Source organism: Moorella humiferrea (assembly GCF_039233145.1).
In the GTDB taxonomy this organism is placed as follows: domain Bacteria; phylum Bacillota; class DSM-521; order Neomoorellales; family Neomoorellaceae; genus Neomoorella; species Neomoorella humiferrea.
Genome location: NZ_CP136419.1, coordinates 75150 through 89893, shown reverse-complemented (window position 1 = coordinate 89893; position 14744 = coordinate 75150). Strand labels below are relative to the sequence as shown.

15 protein-coding genes are annotated in these 14744 nt (G+C 54.9%); 2 read left to right on the top strand and 13 right to left on the bottom strand.

Annotation, left to right across the window (positions count from 1 at the left end):
* Positions 1 to 27 precede the first annotated feature (27 nt).
* The 5 genes from MHFGQ_RS00495 to MHFGQ_RS00475 all read right to left on the bottom strand — a co-directional run bounded on the left by MHFGQ_RS00495 (position 28) and on the right by MHFGQ_RS00475 (position 6252).
* The gene (locus tag MHFGQ_RS00495; RefSeq protein WP_106005021.1) at positions 28 to 900 is read right to left on the bottom strand and encodes a mechanosensitive ion channel family protein; all 873 of its coding nucleotides are present in this window, start codon (positions 898 to 900) and stop codon (positions 28 to 30) included.
* Positions 901 to 915: 15 nt separating this feature from the next.
* Positions 916 to 4467: a transcription-repair coupling factor gene (mfd, locus tag MHFGQ_RS00490; RefSeq protein WP_106005020.1), complete on the bottom strand. Its 3552-nt coding sequence runs from the start codon at positions 4465 to 4467 to the stop codon at positions 916 to 918.
* A gap of 141 nt (positions 4468 to 4608) precedes the next feature.
* Positions 4609 to 5034: a hypothetical protein gene (locus tag MHFGQ_RS00485; RefSeq protein WP_106005019.1), complete on the bottom strand. Its 426-nt coding sequence runs from the start codon at positions 5032 to 5034 to the stop codon at positions 4609 to 4611.
* Positions 5031 to 5600 carry an aminoacyl-tRNA hydrolase gene (gene pth / locus MHFGQ_RS00480; protein WP_245907817.1) on the bottom strand — a complete coding sequence of 190 codons (570 nt, stop codon included), beginning with the start codon at positions 5598 to 5600 and terminating at the stop codon, positions 5031 to 5033. Before pth ends, MHFGQ_RS00485 begins: the two co-directional genes overlap by 4 nt.
* A 34-nt stretch (positions 5601 to 5634) precedes the next feature.
* Entirely contained in the window at positions 5635 to 6252 is a 618-nt protein-coding gene (locus MHFGQ_RS00475; protein ID WP_106005017.1) for a 50S ribosomal protein L25/general stress protein Ctc, read from the bottom strand.
* A 101-nt stretch (positions 6253 to 6353) separates the two neighbouring features.
* Between MHFGQ_RS00475 and MHFGQ_RS00470 the strand changes: the two genes are divergently transcribed.
* A complete protein-coding gene (locus tag MHFGQ_RS00470; protein ID WP_106005016.1) occupies positions 6354 to 7013 on the top strand; it encodes a PRC-barrel domain-containing protein in 660 nt (219 codons plus the stop codon).
* Here MHFGQ_RS00470 and MHFGQ_RS00465 read toward each other — a convergent pair.
* The 5 genes from MHFGQ_RS00465 to ispE all read right to left on the bottom strand — a co-directional run bounded on the left by MHFGQ_RS00465 (position 7010) and on the right by ispE (position 11803).
* Positions 7010 to 7957: a ribose-phosphate diphosphokinase gene (locus tag MHFGQ_RS00465; RefSeq protein WP_170066210.1), complete on the bottom strand. Its 948-nt coding sequence runs from the start codon at positions 7955 to 7957 to the stop codon at positions 7010 to 7012. The genes MHFGQ_RS00470 and MHFGQ_RS00465 overlap by 4 nt on opposite strands.
* A 76-nt stretch (positions 7958 to 8033) precedes the next feature.
* Positions 8034 to 9401, bottom strand: coding sequence for a bifunctional UDP-N-acetylglucosamine diphosphorylase/glucosamine-1-phosphate N-acetyltransferase GlmU (gene glmU, locus MHFGQ_RS00460; protein ID WP_106005014.1), 1368 nt, complete (start codon positions 9399 to 9401; stop codon positions 8034 to 8036).
* Positions 9402 to 9425: 24 nt separating this feature from the next.
* Positions 9426 to 10169 carry a nucleotidyltransferase family protein gene (locus MHFGQ_RS00455; RefSeq protein ID WP_106005013.1) on the bottom strand — a complete coding sequence of 248 codons (744 nt, stop codon included), beginning with the start codon at positions 10167 to 10169 and terminating at the stop codon, positions 9426 to 9428.
* A gap of 12 nt (positions 10170 to 10181) precedes the next feature.
* On the bottom strand, positions 10182 to 10880 hold the full coding sequence (locus MHFGQ_RS00450; RefSeq protein ID WP_106005094.1) for an FCD domain-containing protein: 699 nt from the start codon (positions 10878 to 10880) through the stop codon (positions 10182 to 10184).
* 65 nt (positions 10881 to 10945) lie between these two features.
* Positions 10946 to 11803, bottom strand: a complete 858-nt coding sequence (ispE, locus tag MHFGQ_RS00445; protein WP_106005012.1) for a 4-(cytidine 5'-diphospho)-2-C-methyl-D-erythritol kinase — start codon at positions 11801 to 11803, stop codon at positions 10946 to 10948.
* A gap of 96 nt (positions 11804 to 11899) precedes the next feature.
* Between ispE and MHFGQ_RS00440 the strand changes: the two genes are divergently transcribed.
* A complete protein-coding gene (locus MHFGQ_RS00440) occupies positions 11900 to 12178 on the top strand; it encodes a late competence development ComFB family protein (protein ID WP_106005011.1) in 279 nt (92 codons plus the stop codon).
* A gap of 3 nt (positions 12179 to 12181) precedes the next feature.
* Here MHFGQ_RS00440 and MHFGQ_RS00435 read toward each other — a convergent pair whose 3' ends face one another.
* From MHFGQ_RS00435 to MHFGQ_RS00425, 3 genes are all read right to left on the bottom strand, one after another.
* Positions 12182 to 12871: a response regulator gene (locus tag MHFGQ_RS00435; protein ID WP_422392993.1), complete on the bottom strand. Its 690-nt coding sequence runs from the start codon at positions 12869 to 12871 to the stop codon at positions 12182 to 12184.
* Between the two features lie 62 nt (positions 12872 to 12933).
* Positions 12934 to 14001, bottom strand: coding sequence for an ABC transporter ATP-binding protein (locus MHFGQ_RS00430; RefSeq protein ID WP_106005009.1), 1068 nt, complete (start codon positions 13999 to 14001; stop codon positions 12934 to 12936).
* 18 nt (positions 14002 to 14019) lie between these two features.
* On the bottom strand, positions 14020 to 14739 hold the full coding sequence (locus MHFGQ_RS00425) for an ABC transporter permease (RefSeq protein WP_106005093.1): 720 nt from the start codon (positions 14737 to 14739) through the stop codon (positions 14020 to 14022).
* Positions 14740 to 14744: the final 5 nt, after the last annotated feature.

Here is a 14744-nt window from a genome sequence, read left to right as displayed (position 1 = left end):
GGATAAAAGGCCGCACCCAGGGAAATACTAGAATTCATTATTGCGACCGCCGAGATAAACCCTGGCCGGATAAGCAAGACGGATACCGTTGTCCCGGCAGGCCTGCCAAACCTTTTCCCGTAAAGTTTTCTCCACCACCCACAAAGAACCCGGCTTGGTCAGGGCGGTAATGGTAAACTGGCCTCCTTTATCCGATTTATCAATATCCGTGACACCATGGACATGGGGTGGCTCCACCGGGCCGTCCGGCCCTTGAATGAGTTCATCGGCCAGTTCAAATGCCGCCTCGCGGCAAACTTCTTCCAGTACCTCCCGTATTTTACGGGGATCCTCTTCAAAGGGAAAGGTGGCCGTAACGATGGCCCGCATTTCTTCCCGGTTGTAATTCCGCACCGTCTTAATCTCGCTGTTGGCGATGTAAAACTTTTTGCCGCTCCATTCCCGGATTGTGGTCAGGCGCAGCCCCAGTTCCTCCACCGTACCCGACACCTGGCCGTTGATTTCTACAAAATCGCCTACATGAAACTGGTCTTCAAAAATGATGAAAAAGCCCGTAATCAGGTCCTTTACCAGGCTCTGGGCGCCGAAGCCAACCGCCAGACCCAAAACGCCGGCCCCGGCAATTATGGGAGTAATATCTACAAATTGTTCCAGGATCAGCATCACGGCCACGGCATAAACGAGATATCGCAGCGCCGACGTCAACAGGGTTTCCAGGGTTTTTTCTTTATGTGGATCCCGCTTCCTGCCCTTAAAAAAGCGGCGAATAAGACTCGTGGCCAGATTGAGGGCAACGAGGGCGGCCAGGGCAATAAGCGCCGCCCAAAAAAGCTTTTCAAGGAATATCAGCATGCGCGGCTTTAAACCAAGCCACAAGGCATACCAGTTTACATTCGGCATCTTCCCCACCCCTTTTTAACCAGCCGCTTCGGCCACCAAGTATTTAATGCGGGTTAAAACGTCCTCTAACAGGGTCAGGAGTCCCTGCTGGTCGAGGCCGGCCGTCCGCACCTTGATGGTTAAACCGCCTGCGGAAGAAAATGTGAGCTTGCGGGGAAAATGTTGGGTCAGGTGCATCAGCTTTTCTCCCCGCAAGTTATGGGTGTGGCCGAAATGCAGTTCCACCTCCCGGCCGTTCTGGTGAACGCCGGCGACGCCGACCTCCCTGGCTAAAAGGCGAACCCTGCTAAGGCTGATGAGGTTTTCCGCCGCAGCCGGAGGCCTGCCGAAACGATCTTCCATTTCCTCGGCAATGGCCTCGACCTGGGATAAATCCCCGGCCGCCATCAGGCGTTGATAAAATTCCATTTTTAAAGCATCGTCGGGAATATAGTCGTCGCTTAAGAAAGTATCTACATGTAGTTCTACTGACGCAGGAGGAGGCCCTTCTTTTTCCTGGAGCAAAATCTCGCCGCGCTGGCGTTTTAATTTTTGGACCGCTTCTTCTAATAATTGGCAATAAAGGTCAAAGCCTACGGCAAGCATATGACCATGCTGTTCCGGCCCTAGAAGGTTGCCCGCTCCCCGTATCTGAAGATCCCTCAGGGCGATTTTATATCCCGAACCGAGGGCCGTAAATTCCCTTATGGCCGCCAAACGCTTTTCGGCCACCTCTCCCAAAACCTTATCCGGACGGTAGGTAAAGTAGGCGTATGCCAAACGGCTGCTGCGGCCTACACGCCCCCGGAGCTGGTATAGTTGGGCCAGGCCAAAGCAGTCGCTCTCATCGACGATCAGGGTGTTGACGTTGGGAATATCAAGGCCGTTTTCTACAATGGTAGTACAAACAAGAACGTCGTAACGCCCCTCGATAAAATCAAGCATGACCCTTTCCAGTTCCCTTTCCTCCATCTGGCCGTGGGCCACCGCCACCCTGGCCTCCGGCACCAATTGCTGGACGTGGTAGGCAAAACGATCGATGTCCATTACCCTGTTGTGAACAAAATATACCTGACCACCACGGTCCAGTTCCCGCCGAATGGCCTCGCGTACCAGCTCCGGGCTGTACTCCACCACATAGGTCTGGACAGGAAAGCGGTCTTCCGGCGGCGTCTCGATAAGGCTCATGTTGCGGACCCCGGCCAGGGCCATATGCAAGGTGCGGGGGATGGGAGTGGCCGTCATGGTGAGAACGTCGACGCTGTAACGCAGTTTTTTCAATTTTTCTTTGTGGGCCACACCGAAGCGCTGCTCTTCATCAATAATTACCAGGCCTAAATCCTTAAAGGCAACGTCTTTGGACAGTAAACGGTGGGTACCGATGATAATATCTATTTCGCCCTTCTTTAAGGCCTTGATCACCCTTTTCTGCTCAGCGGGTGAGGAAAAGCGGCTTAATACGGCTATTTTCACAGGAAAATTTTCAAAACGCCCTTTAAAGGTGTTGTAGTGCTGCTGGGCGAGGATGGTCGTCGGCACCAGTACGGCTACCTGCTTGCCGTCCATGACGGCTTTAAAAGCCGCCCGCATGGCCACCTCGGTCTTGCCGTACCCAACGTCCCCGCACAGCAGGCGATCCATGGGCCGGGGCTGTTCCATGTCGGCCTTGACCTCAGCGATGGCTTTGAGCTGGTCCGGCGTCTCAGTATAAGGAAAAGCCTCTTCAAATTCCCGCTGCCAGGGGGTATCAGGGGAAAAGGCATAACCCGGCATGGCCTCCCTTTTAGCGTAAATATCCAGTAATTCTTCGGCCATGGCCTGGACTGCTTCCTGAACGCGGCTTTTAACTTTATGCCATTCATTACCTCCCAGGCGGTACAGACGGGGAACATGACCCTCGGCACCCACATACTTTTGCACCAGGGAGATTTGTTCGACGGGTACGTAAAGACGGTCCTGACCGGCGTATTGAATGAGGAGATAATCCTTCTTAACCCCGCCTACTTCCAGCTGCTTTAATCCCAGATAGCGTCCAATGCCGTGATGGACGTGAACGACGTAATCACCTTCCCGAAGATCCTGGAAAGAGGTTATTTTCGTCCCTTCTCCGGCCGGCTTGACTCGCCTTGGCCTCTTTACCCCACCGTAAATCTCCGCATCGCCCAGGACGGCCAGACCCATCTCCGGCCAGGTAAAACCCTGATGCAGGCGCCCGGTAACAAAAAGTACCTGGCCCTTTTCCGGAACAGTGGCCACGTCGTTGACGTTCTGGCTCATGATGTTCCCCTCGGACAGGGCCTGGCGCAGGCCCGCCATGCGTTCCGGTTCGGGAACCATAAAAATTATGCGATAGCCCTGGCGCCGCCAGCGACTCAGCTCATCCAGCAAAAGATGCATTCGCCCTTGAAAAGCCGGAACGGGCTGTGCCGTAACACCCAGGAGCTGACGAGGGCTGGTACCCGGTGCCCGCCTGGGTAAAATGGAAAAATAAAGGCGCTGGTAACGACTAAAAAGATGCACCAGCTCGTGGCCTTCCATATAGGCCTGCCCCTGTAGGGGCAGGGCCATGCCACCGGTCAACATCTCCGTAAAAATACCCAGGCGCTGTTGCTCTCGCCGTTGTATTTCTTCAAAAATGCGCGCCGGGTCGTCGAAAACCAACAGCGGGGTCCGGGGAAAGTAGTCGAAAAGGGTGGCCAGGCGCGGATAAAAAGCCGCCTGAAGCTGTTCTATGCCTTCAGGCCAGTCGCCCATTTCCAGGCGCTCTGCCATTTTCTCAAACCTTTGCTTTAATTCCCGGGCCGCCTGGGGCTGGCGGCGGCGTAAGGCAGCATGGACTTCCTCAAATTCCGCCTTAAGAGTGGCCATCCCAGGTTCTATATCGGCCGGAGGCAAAACCTCGCGGGCGGGACCTATAGTTACGGAGCGCGTCTCCGCTACCGAAAGCTGTGTTTCCGGATTAAAGAAACGTAAAGAGTCTATTTCGTCGCCGAATAATTCCAGACGCACCGGCTCGGCAGAACCCACCGGATAAACGTCAATAACGCCGCCCCGTACGGCCATATGGCCGGGCGCACTTACTACCTCTTGCCGCCGGTAGCCCAGGGAAACTAATTTTTCCAAAAGAACCTCGCGGTTGATGGTCTGTCCGACTTCCAACGATATGAGGGCGTCTTTTAGGGTTTCAGGCGGCGGCAATTTCTGCAAAAGGGCGTCTACCGGTACAATCACCAGCTCGATTTTTCCCGTAAGGACATGGTGCAAAACATGTAAACGCTGGTCAGAAAGTTCGGGACTGTGGGTATAGACTTCGAGGGGCAGAAGTTCCCGCGCCGGAAAATAGTCAACCCTGGCCGCCGTCAAGAAAGAGGTAATATCGGCTGCCAGCTTCCCCGCTTCATCGCTACCCGCCGTTACACAAACAACGGGACGACAGTCCGCAAGCAGGGCCGCCAGCCATACCCCCTTTAATCCTTCCGGCAGGCCGTAGAGCTGCTGCTCCGCCAAACCCTGCTCCAAACCTTTAATTATGCTGTGAAATTGGGAACTTTCTCTGACAATTTGCAATATACCATAATGATTATACATTTATCTTACACTCCAATTGCCAATTAGCACCCTAAATACAAGCCCCTACCTATTAATAAAAGGCCCTTTCCCAGGGCCTTTTATTTTCTAACTTTCATTCCTGCTATTATTATATTCTGTTCCCCGGAAATAAGTCAAGGTTTATAGTTTTCGCCCAAAATAATGCAGGGATAAAATAAACCTGTTCCAGGCCATGTGGACGAGGACGCTCCCCACCAGGGCCCCTTCAGGTCTAGAGGTTGCGGCCAAAACCGCAGAGGCCGCCAGGCCGAAAAGGGTATGCCCCGCCACCGCGGCCAGGGCGGGTTTTAAATAACTGCCCCTGCCTGAACGTAAAGATCCGGTAAGCTCCCAGCAGGCTTCGACGCAGCCGAAAACAAAATGTACGCCGGCCAGGGGGGCTCCCGTCATAAAAGATAAAGCGGTTTTTAACGCCTCTTCTCCTAATGGGCCTAAAAAAGCAAGAACGGGTCTTCCTCCCGGACCCAGCCGTAGAAGAAGATTGTTTACCACCAATGCCGTCCCGGCGGCAAGAAAACCAGCCGCAAAGGTTTGCCAAAAGATCATAATCTGCGGTTAAAAAGATTCATGCCCTCTTCTAAAGTTCCGCCTTCCAGGAGAAAACGAAGGGCTGCTGCCGCCCGCCGGAGGGCGGGAGCCACCAGGGACCATTCATCCCTGCTGAAGGGCTGCAGGACATAATCAACTACATCTTGCCCAGCCGGCGGCCGGCCGATACCTATCTTTAACCTGGGTACGGCTGTTGTCCCCAGGGCGGCGATGATTGATTGTAAACCGCGATGGCCGCCCGAGCTCCCCTTAGCCCTGATACGCATCATTCCCAGAGACAGATCCAGATCGTCGTGGACAACTATCAACTCCTCCGGAATGATGCCGTACCACCGGACCAAAGGCGCCACGGCCTCGCCGCTGTTGTTCATATAAGTAAGGGGTTTAACCAGGAGAACCTCCCTGCCAGCAACGTTTCCCCCACCGACCAGGGCCCGGTGCTTGTCTGTCTTAAATGCGATTCCTAATTCGTCGGCAAGGAGATCGACCGCCATGAAACCGGCGTTATGGCGGGTTGCCTCATACTGGGGCCCGGGATTGCCCAGGCCCACAACCATCTGCACAGGCAAATCAGCGCCTCCAAAACCGTATGTTTCTCTATTCTGCAGCCTGCGTTTCTCCATCAGGCGCCGCGTCTTCTTCCGCTTCTACGGCCCGGGTGCTCACTATGGTGGCAATTACGGCGTCGGGTTCGGTAAGGATTTTTACCCCCCGCGGCGCTTTAATATCGGCAACCGATAAGTGTTCGCCAACATCCAGGTCGCTGATGTCTATCGTAAGGGTTTCCGGCAAGTCGGCAGGAAGGGCCTCCACTTCTACCTCCCGCAGGCCGTACTGGAGGATGCCGCCGTTTCGAACACCCCGAGCCTCTCCTTCCAAAACGATGGGGACGGTGGCCCTAATCTCTTCGTCCAGGGAAATTTGATGAAAATCGATATGGATAATTTCGCCTTTGATGGGATGGCGCTGGACCTCCCTGACCATTGCCGTGAATTCCCTTGCCTGCCCTTGACCGCCGATTATTACTTTAAGCAGGGCACTCCCGCCTTCCCGGTCCAGAACCCTTTCCAGCTCTTTGCGGGGAACTGCCAGGGGAAGGTTGCCCACCTTTTTACCGTAAATAACACCCGGCACCTTACCCTGCCGCCGCATACGTCCGGCCGTCTGTTTTCCAGTGTCAGGCCTCACTTCAGCATTGATTGTCTGCACCTGCATATTACCAACTCCTTTCAGCATTTAAAGTTTAGCCCAACTGGAAACAGCATAAACCCCATATTATATGAATAAGCATGTTATAAGCCGGGAGGTGAAAAGGGATGTTTTATACCAGCAAAAAGCTTACCGGAATGCCCGTAGTCAGCCTGGCGGACGGCCATCAGCTGGGACGGATCAAGCGCCTTTTAATCGACCCGCAAAAACTGGCCATCGTCGCTTTTACCGTTGAACGAAAAGGATGGTTCAAAGAACAACCAGTAATTCCCTATAACCACGTCAAAAGCGTAGGCAACCATGCCGTTACCGTTGATCAGGCCAGTGCCGTGGTGAAGTTAAGTTCCCTGCCCGAACTGGAGGCCCTGGCCAGGCATCCCCTGCCCATTTTGGGCGCCAGGGTGATTACGGAGGAAGGCACCGTATTGGGAACCGTTGAAGACTTCCGCTTCGACCCCCAGGACGGCAAGATCTACTATCTAGACATTAAAAGCGGTTTGCTCCATGGGAGTAAAAGCCTGGAAACTGCGCAAATCGTTACCTGCGGCAGGGACGCCATCATAGCCCGGGCCGGGGCCGAAGAAACGCTAAAAAAGCCTGCCGGTCTGCTAAACATCCAATGGCAGGATACCGCCGCCGGAGCCGGTAAGGCCCTTCAAGAAGCCCGTACCTTCACCCGCCGGGCAACGGAAACCCTCAACCGCTACTGCCGTAACCTCCCCTTCGGACGTAAAAATAACAAGGATGTCCCCCCTGAAGGGAGCTAATCGAAAAGTTTGCTCACAGACAGGTCCTTGTGGATGCGGATAATGGCTTCGCCGAGTAAAGGGGCCACCGATAGACGGCGCAACTTTTCGATTTCCTTGTTTTCCGGTACGGGGATGGTATTGCAGACAACTACTTCTTCTAAAGGGGCAGCTGCCAGACGTTCCCGGGCCGGTCCCGATAAAACGGGGTGGGTACAGCAGGCGTAGACAGCCCTGGCCCCGTGCTCCAGCAAAGCCTTTGCCCCCAGGCAGATGGTCCCGGCGGTGTCGATGAGGTCATCAATCATGATGACCGTTTTATTTTTCACGTCACCGATGAGGTTCATGATTTCTGCCACATTGGGAGCCGGCCGCCGTTTATCGATAATAGCAATCTCGGCGCCGATGCGCTCGGCAAAATTCCGCGCCCTAGTGACACCGCCAAGATCGGGGGAAACGACTACGGCCCGATCAAAACCTTTACTATTGAAATAATCGGCCAGGATCGGCACCGCCGTCAGGTGGTCAACGGGGATGTCAAAAAAGCCCTGGATTGCCGCCGCATGGAGGTCCATGGTAAGGACTCTGTCGGCGCCGGCGGCGGTAATTAAATTGGCGACAAGTTTGGCCGAAATGGGATCCCGCGCCCTGGTTTTGCGTTCCTGGCGGGCATAACCGTAATAGGGAACCACTGCGGTAATGCGCCAGGCCGAAGCGCGGCGCAATGCGTCGATTAAAATTAAAAGTTCCATTAGATTATCGTTGACGGGCTCACAGGTGGGTTGAATGACGAAAACATCCTCCCCCCGGACGCTTTCGTCAATGGCAATGCTGATTTCACCGTCGCTGAAACGGCTAACCTTGGCCGCGCCAAGGGGTACTCCCAGGTAGGCGCCGATCTCCCTGGCCAGCTCGGGGTTAGCGTTGCCGCTAAAAATTTTTAACCGTGCGCTCTCTGTTTCCATTTTACTGTAAATAACCTCCAAATTCAGGGGAAGGGTTTAACGTGTATTTTACTTCGCCTTTATTGGCGTTTTTCCTTCATTTTTTCTCTATCTTTTTACCCCTGTAAGGCAAATTAACTTGTCTTTCCCGGGCCAGGGCCAATGCCCCGGGCGGTACATCTTCGGTAATGGTAGAACCGGCACCTACAACGGCCCCCGCACCCACCTTCACCGGAGCGACCAGGTTGGTGTTGCTGCCGATAAAGACTCCGTCCTCAATTACTGTAGGCCATTTCTTGCTGCCGTCATAATTGCAGGTGATGGTCCCGGCGCCGATGTTTACTTCCTTCCCCACGGTGGCATCGCCCAAATAGGTCAGGTGCGGCACCTTGGAGCCCCGGCCCACCCGTGAAGCTTTAATCTCGACAAAATCACCTACCTTGACGCCGGCTTCTAAAACGGTTCCCGGCCGCAGGTAGGCAAAGGGACCTACCTGACAGCCGGGGCCTATAACGCTTTCCAGAACTACGGCATGGCTAATGGTGCTGCCCTCGCCCACCCGGCTGTCCCTAATAGTCGTCCCGGGGCCCAGAAAACAACCGGCGCCGATAATAGTATTCCCCTCCAGGAAGGTTCCTGGATAAATAATTGTATCCTTTTCAATTGTTACCGTGACGTCGATATATGTCGTTGCCGGATCGACAATAGTTACCCCGGCCTGCATATGGGCTTGATTTATCCGTCGCCGCAAAATGGCCGCGGCTTCTGCCAGCTGGACGCGATCGTTTACCCCCAGCACTTCTTCTTCATCTTCAACGGTGACCGCCTCTATTGACAGTCCCCGGGCTTGAGCCAGGGCTACGACATCAGTAAGGTAGTATTCGCCTTGATCATTATCCGGTTTTAATTGCTGCAGGGCAGGCCAGATAAAATCCGCCTTAAAACAGTAGATGCCCGTATTTATTTCCTTAATCGCTTTTTCCTCCGGAGCGGCGTCCCTTTCTTCGACAATGGCCTTTACCCTTCCTTCCTCATCGCGAACAATGCGTCCGTACCCTTGGGGATTTGCCAACCGCGCCGTTAAAAGGGTTGCAGTCGCTCCGGTGACAAAATGATGGTGTAGGAGCTTTTTCAAGGTCGTCCCCCTGATTAGGGGGGTATCACCGCAGAGGACCAGTATGTCATTGGCATTTCCGACGGCGCCCTGGGCTTGAGCCAGGGCATGACCCGTACCCAGCTGTCGTTCCTGGAAGGCGTATTTCTGCCCGGCACCAAGGGCGGCCTTTATTTCTTCGGCGCCATGGCCAATGACAATGACGTTCTCCTCAACGCCCGCTTCTCCGGCAGCGGCCATGACATGCTCGACCAGGCTGCGTCCGGCTATCCTGTGGAGGACCTTGGGCAGGCGCGAACGCATACGTTTTCCCTGGCCGGCGGCCAGGATAACGGCAACAACTGCGGCCATAGGCTCTCCTCCCCCTTCATGTTCTTACTTTTTAGTGGAGCACGTCGCCGGCCCACTGCCTAAGACCCTTCTGGCAAGCTGCAGATCGCTTTCTTTATCGACGTCGATGCCGATTTCCGGATGGGGGGAAATTATAGCCGCTCCCCTGGCACCCAGCAGGCGGGAAAACTCCTTTTCAGCCTCAGCTATGGTTAGGCGACGGGTTAAAAATTTTATGATAAACCCCAAACCCGCCAGGCGGCTTAAGGCAAGGGGGCTTTTACGCAACCTCACCAGTTCCTGGCTCTTCCTGGCGCAATCAGGTAAAATCGCCGCCCGGATTAATACCATGTTTCCCCCGGTAAAAATCCCATCTCGTAGACGGACGTAAGTGCGTTTAACGCCGGGATAGCTTGCTTCATTGCGCTCGCGGCTGACTATGGGATAATAAAAATCGGCCCTCCGTCGGCGGCAGCGCTCCAAAAAATCCTGCACGGCCTCCGGTTTTAAAAGAGGAATGTCGGCGGTTACCAGAAGCAGCCACTCGGCATCAGGAAAAAGGGCGGCTCCGTTCAGGGCGCTCTCCACGGCCGTCTTCCCGGCAGGTACGAGGGTCACCCCCGCGGGAAGGACTGCGGTAAGCTCCTGGGGACCCGATACAACTAACCGACGGATACAACCCGAATATTGAAGGGCTTCTAGCACCCAGAGAATCATGGGTCGGGAACCAACAGGTAACAGGGCCCGGCCTTCCCGGTCCCCCGCGAGGACGATGGCATCTACCTGCAAAATTATCCTCCCCTATTTTCGTGGGTTGCTGCTGGACCGCATTTCTTCCCTAATGGCTTCCATCATCCGGTTTTCGGCATTTTCAATGTGTTCCAGGGCCAGACGGCGGGCCAATTCTACATTGCGGGCCGTAATGGCTTCCACCAGCTGCTTATGCTCTTCCAGGGTTTCCCGCATACGGCCGGGAGTACCCAGGGAAGTGGTGCGGAAACGCTGGATTTGTTCCCGCAAATTATTAATTATCTGTACCAGGCGGTCATTGCGGCTGGCCCGGTACAAGACGTCGTGAAATTGGGTATCTACTTCAATTAAGGTTTCCAAATCGTCCTTGGCTACGCAATCGGCCACCTTTATCAACAGGCGTTCCAGCTCGTCCAGTTCTTCATCGGTTATGCGTTCGCAGGCCAGGGCGGCGGCCAGGGATTCCAGCGCCGACCGAATTTCAAAAACATCGGCGATATCTTTGGTGGAAAGATCCGCCACATATGCTCCCTTGCGCGGGAGCATGACAACGAAACCCTCCAGCTCCAGCTTGCGGATGGCCTCTCTGACGGGTGTCCGGCTGACGCCCAGTTCTTCCGCCAGCTGAACTTCCATCAGTCTCTCCCCGGCCTTCAACTGACCGTTGATAATGGCCTCCCGCAGGGTTTCAAATACTATTTCCCGTAAGGGTTTGTAATTTTCCAGCTTGCCGTTAAGAATATTTTTCATTCTACCACCCTTGTTAATGCCGTTTATCAAGCTTACACCCCCTCGTCCCCGGGGTTATATCCTACTTACAGGGTGCAGGTGACTATTGTTTGAGGGTAAATCCTTCGCAGCCGGGCAGCGATCTGTTGGGCCGTCTCCTTATCGGGGGCCACACCGAAAACCGTGGGACCGCTGCCGCACATGACGGCCCGTTCCGCCCCGGCCTCCATAAGCTTTAATTTTATATCCTTTACCTCCGGATACAGACGGCAGGTTATTGTTTCGAGGTCGTTACCCAGGGAATCGATGAGCAGCTTCCGGTCGCCCGCCTTTATGGCCTCCAGGATCCTCCCTTCATTGGGAGGTTCCGGATTCTCCCCGGGGGGATCGGTATCCCAGTGCCGGTATACCGCGGCGGTGCTTACCCCGAAGGAAGGCTTCACCAGTACCAACCACAACCGGGGCGGCGACGGCAACAGGCTTAACTCATCACCCCTGCCCCGACCCAGGGCAGTGCCGCCCAGCACACAAAAGGGGACGTCCGCTCCCACCTCTGCTCCCAGCCGCACCAGCTGTCCCGGCGTTAATCCCAGGTTGAAAAGGTAGTTTATTCCCACCAGCGTGGCTGCAGCGTCACTGCTGCCCCCTCCCAGGCCGGCCGCAATGGGAATTTTCTTTGTAAGGATGATACGTATTCCTGAAAAACCGTATCGCCGTTTAAGCAAGGCGGCCGCCCGGTAAATCAAATTATCTTTCCCCGTAGGCAGGGAAGCTCCTTTGACTTCAATAGCGATGCCTTCCGCCTCTCGGTTTAACTCCAGTGTATCCTGGAGGGCGATGCTTTGAAAAATGGTGCTTAAATTGTGATAACCGTCGGGACGGCGGTCTAGAACCTTAAGAGTCAAATTTATTTTACCATAAGCCCGCACCTTAAGGGCATCCAAAAAAAGGCATCTCCTTTTATTACTAATTTTCCTCCGGGACAAAAGCAGGAAGAACGGCCGACCGGGGCGAATATTTAGGCCCTGGAGGTGCAAAAAATGACCAAGGAAATATTTTTAAAAAACTATATGGAAGACTGCGTCTGGGAACTGTTGGATCAGGTCCTCGCCCAGGATCCCGAAGCCTGCCGCTGCGATACCTGCCGGTATGATATCGTAGCCCTGGCTTTGAATCATTTACCGCCCCGCTATGTGGTCAGGGAAAAGGGAGAAATTTATTCCAAACTGGCCATGCTTGAAGCCCAGCACCGGGCTGATATCTACCGCGCCCTTACCGAGGCCTTGATGAAGGTCAAGGAATCGCCCCGCCACGATTAACCGTCAGTCGCGAAACTTGTACCCCACCCCACGAACCGTAAGGATATACCGCGGGTTGCTGGGGTTTTCTTCTATTTTTTCCCGCAGATGGCGAATATGCACATCGATTGTTCGCATATCGCCGTAATAGTCCCCCTCCCACAGGCGTTCCAGCAGTGCCTCCCGGGTGAATACCCGGCCCCTATTGGCCGCCAGCAAATACAGGAGCTGATACTCCTTTAATGTTAAGTCTACAGGTTTCCCTTTAACAGTGACTACATGGCCGGCGGGATTAATTACCACGTCGTCCACGGCGATTATTTCTTCCTTTTGCTGCATGTTGCTTTCCGCCCGGCGCAAAATGGCGCGGACCCGGGCCACCAGCTCCCGGGGGCTAAAGGGTTTGGTAAGATAATCGTCCGCCCCCAGCTCCAGCCCCAGAACCCGATCGATCTCTTCCCGGCGTGCCGTAAGCATGAGAATAGGGGTATTGCCGCGGGCCCTCAGGCTGCGGCATACTTCAAACCCGTCGACCTTCGGCAACATAACATCTAATATAATGAGGTCGGGCTTTTCCGTCTCTGCCTTGGCCAGGGCCTCCGCTCCGTCGCCGGCCGTAACGGTAGTAAAACCTGCCTGCTGCAAATTGTAGGCTACCAGTTCCACTATGGCCGGTTCATCATCAACGATCAGGATTTTCGGCACCGCTTTCACCACCTTTAGCGCTTATTATAACTTAAATCATTTAACACCGACAAGGAGAGGGTATTAAAAAATTATGCCGGGATTAAATGCACCGCATCAGGAGGAAAGGCGGCTAAAACCTCTTTGCCCGGGGTGAGGCCTTCCTGCCGCAGCTGATGGATTCCCGTCTCAGCCACCAGGGGGATGCCGCAGTCCAGCTCAATGCGACAGAGGCTACCCCGGGGAACTATACGCCTTATACAGCCCCGCAGGACGTTGGCCGCCGGCGCCGAAGTATCGGGGGCTTGAAGGGTTATTTCTTCCGGCCTCAGGCAGGCCACCACTCGCCCGTTTAAGCGCGTACCGGCCAACAGGGTTACCCCTCCCTGCAGGCGCACCCTGACGGTACCCCCCTGCAACCAGGCCTCACCCGGAAGGATGTTGCTTATACCGACGAGGCCGGCCAGTTCAATGCTTGCCGGACGGCGGAGGATATGGCCGGGAGTACCGCGCTGGATGATGCGCCCCCCCTGAAGGGCCGCCACATGATCGGCCAAAAAGGGCAGCTCGGTAAAATCATGGGTAACGAAAACGGCCGTAATGCCCGTCTGCCTCAATATATAATGGAGTTCTTCTATAAGGGAACTCCTGGTGGGAAGATCCAGGGCGGCAAAGGGTTCATCCAAAAAAAGGACCTGGGGTTCCAGAACAAAGGCACGGGCCAGGCTGACCCGCTGGGCTTCGCCTCCGGAAAGGCAACGCGCCGGTCGGTCGGCGAGATTGCCGATGCGGAAAACCTCCAACCAGTGTTCGACCTTATCCTTGATAACCGACCGGGGATATCCCCGGAACCGCAGGCCTAAAGCCACGTTATTAAATACAGTTGTATCCAGCAATAAAGCTTCTTGAAAGACTACCGCCATTCTACGCCGCCAGAAGAGGGCACGGCGATAATCAATTTTATGGCCATCATAAAAAACCCTTCCCCTGTCCGGTTCTTCTAGCAGGGCCATAACCTCGAGGAGGGTGCTTTTGCCGGCTCCATTGGGTCCGATCAATGCCCATACCTCACTGCCCCTAACGACCAGTTCATCCACCGCCAGGACCTCGCGCCCGCCTTTCTGCACGCGTATCCCTTCCAGTCTAATTTCGATACCCATGGAACCCCTCCAAAAATGTTATTTAACCCTCCCGTTACCGGGTACACCGCGGGCCTTCTGTTGAAGAAAGGTAAGGAAGGCCGTTATGCTAAAGGCCAGACCAAGAAGGATAAAGCCCAGGGCCATGGCGAGATCGAAATGGCCCCTGGATACCTCCATCACCGTAGCCGTGGTCAGGACCCTCGTGTGGTGCATAATGTTACCGCCGACCATGGAAGCCGCCCCCACCTCGGAGACGACGGCACCGAACCCGGCGATGACGGCCGCCAGAAGGCCCAGGCGGGCCTCTCTGATGATTGTCCAGTAAAGCTGCCAGGGTGAGGCCCCCATCGCCATAATCTGGGCCTGGAGCTTGGCGGGCAGCTGCTGAACGGCCGCCATGGACAGGCCGGTAACCATGGGTGTGGCAATGAAGGCCTGGGCAATTACCATGGCCGTCGGGGTATAGATGAGGCCCAGCCGCCCCAGGGGGCCGCTGCGCCAGAGGAGAAAACTAACCCACAGCCCGACGACTACCGGCGGCAGGCCCATGCCGGTATTGACCAGGCTGACCACCAGCCGCCTCCCGGGAAACTCCTTTAAAGCCAAAAAAATACCTAAAGGTACGCCTATAATCACGCTGATAACCGTAGCCAATCCGCATACCTTAAGGGTTAAATACACTATTTCCAGGACTTCGGGATCAAGGGTAAAAAGAAGGCGGAAGGCCTGTACCAAGCCCCGCCAGACTGCCTCCACCATTC

Excerpts from the sequence above, each read along its gene's own strand:
- MHFGQ_RS00495 (WP_106005021.1), bottom strand. The coding sequence starts at position 900 with ATGCCGAATGTAAACTGGTATGCCTTGTGGCTTGGTTTAAAGCCGCGC.
- mfd (WP_106005020.1), bottom strand. The coding sequence starts at position 4,467 with ATGTATAATCATTATGGTATATTGCAAATTGTCAGAGAAAGTTCCCAA.
- MHFGQ_RS00485 (WP_106005019.1), bottom strand. The coding sequence starts at position 5,034 with ATGATCTTTTGGCAAACCTTTGCGGCTGGTTTTCTTGCCGCCGGGACG.
- MHFGQ_RS00475 (WP_106005017.1), bottom strand. The coding sequence starts at position 6,252 with ATGCAGGTGCAGACAATCAATGCTGAAGTGAGGCCTGACACTGGAAAA.
- MHFGQ_RS00470 (WP_106005016.1), top strand. The coding sequence starts at position 6,354 with ATGTTTTATACCAGCAAAAAGCTTACCGGAATGCCCGTAGTCAGCCTG.
- MHFGQ_RS00465 (WP_170066210.1), bottom strand. The coding sequence starts at position 7,957 with ATGGAAACAGAGAGCGCACGGTTAAAAATTTTTAGCGGCAACGCTAAC.
- glmU (WP_106005014.1), bottom strand. The coding sequence starts at position 9,401 with ATGGCCGCAGTTGTTGCCGTTATCCTGGCCGCCGGCCAGGGAAAACGT.
- MHFGQ_RS00450 (WP_106005094.1), bottom strand. The coding sequence starts at position 10,880 with ATGAAAAATATTCTTAACGGCAAGCTGGAAAATTACAAACCCTTACGG.
- MHFGQ_RS00440 (WP_106005011.1), top strand. The coding sequence starts at position 11,900 with ATGACCAAGGAAATATTTTTAAAAAACTATATGGAAGACTGCGTCTGG.
- MHFGQ_RS00430 (WP_106005009.1), bottom strand. The coding sequence starts at position 14,001 with ATGGGTATCGAAATTAGACTGGAAGGGATACGCGTGCAGAAAGGCGGG.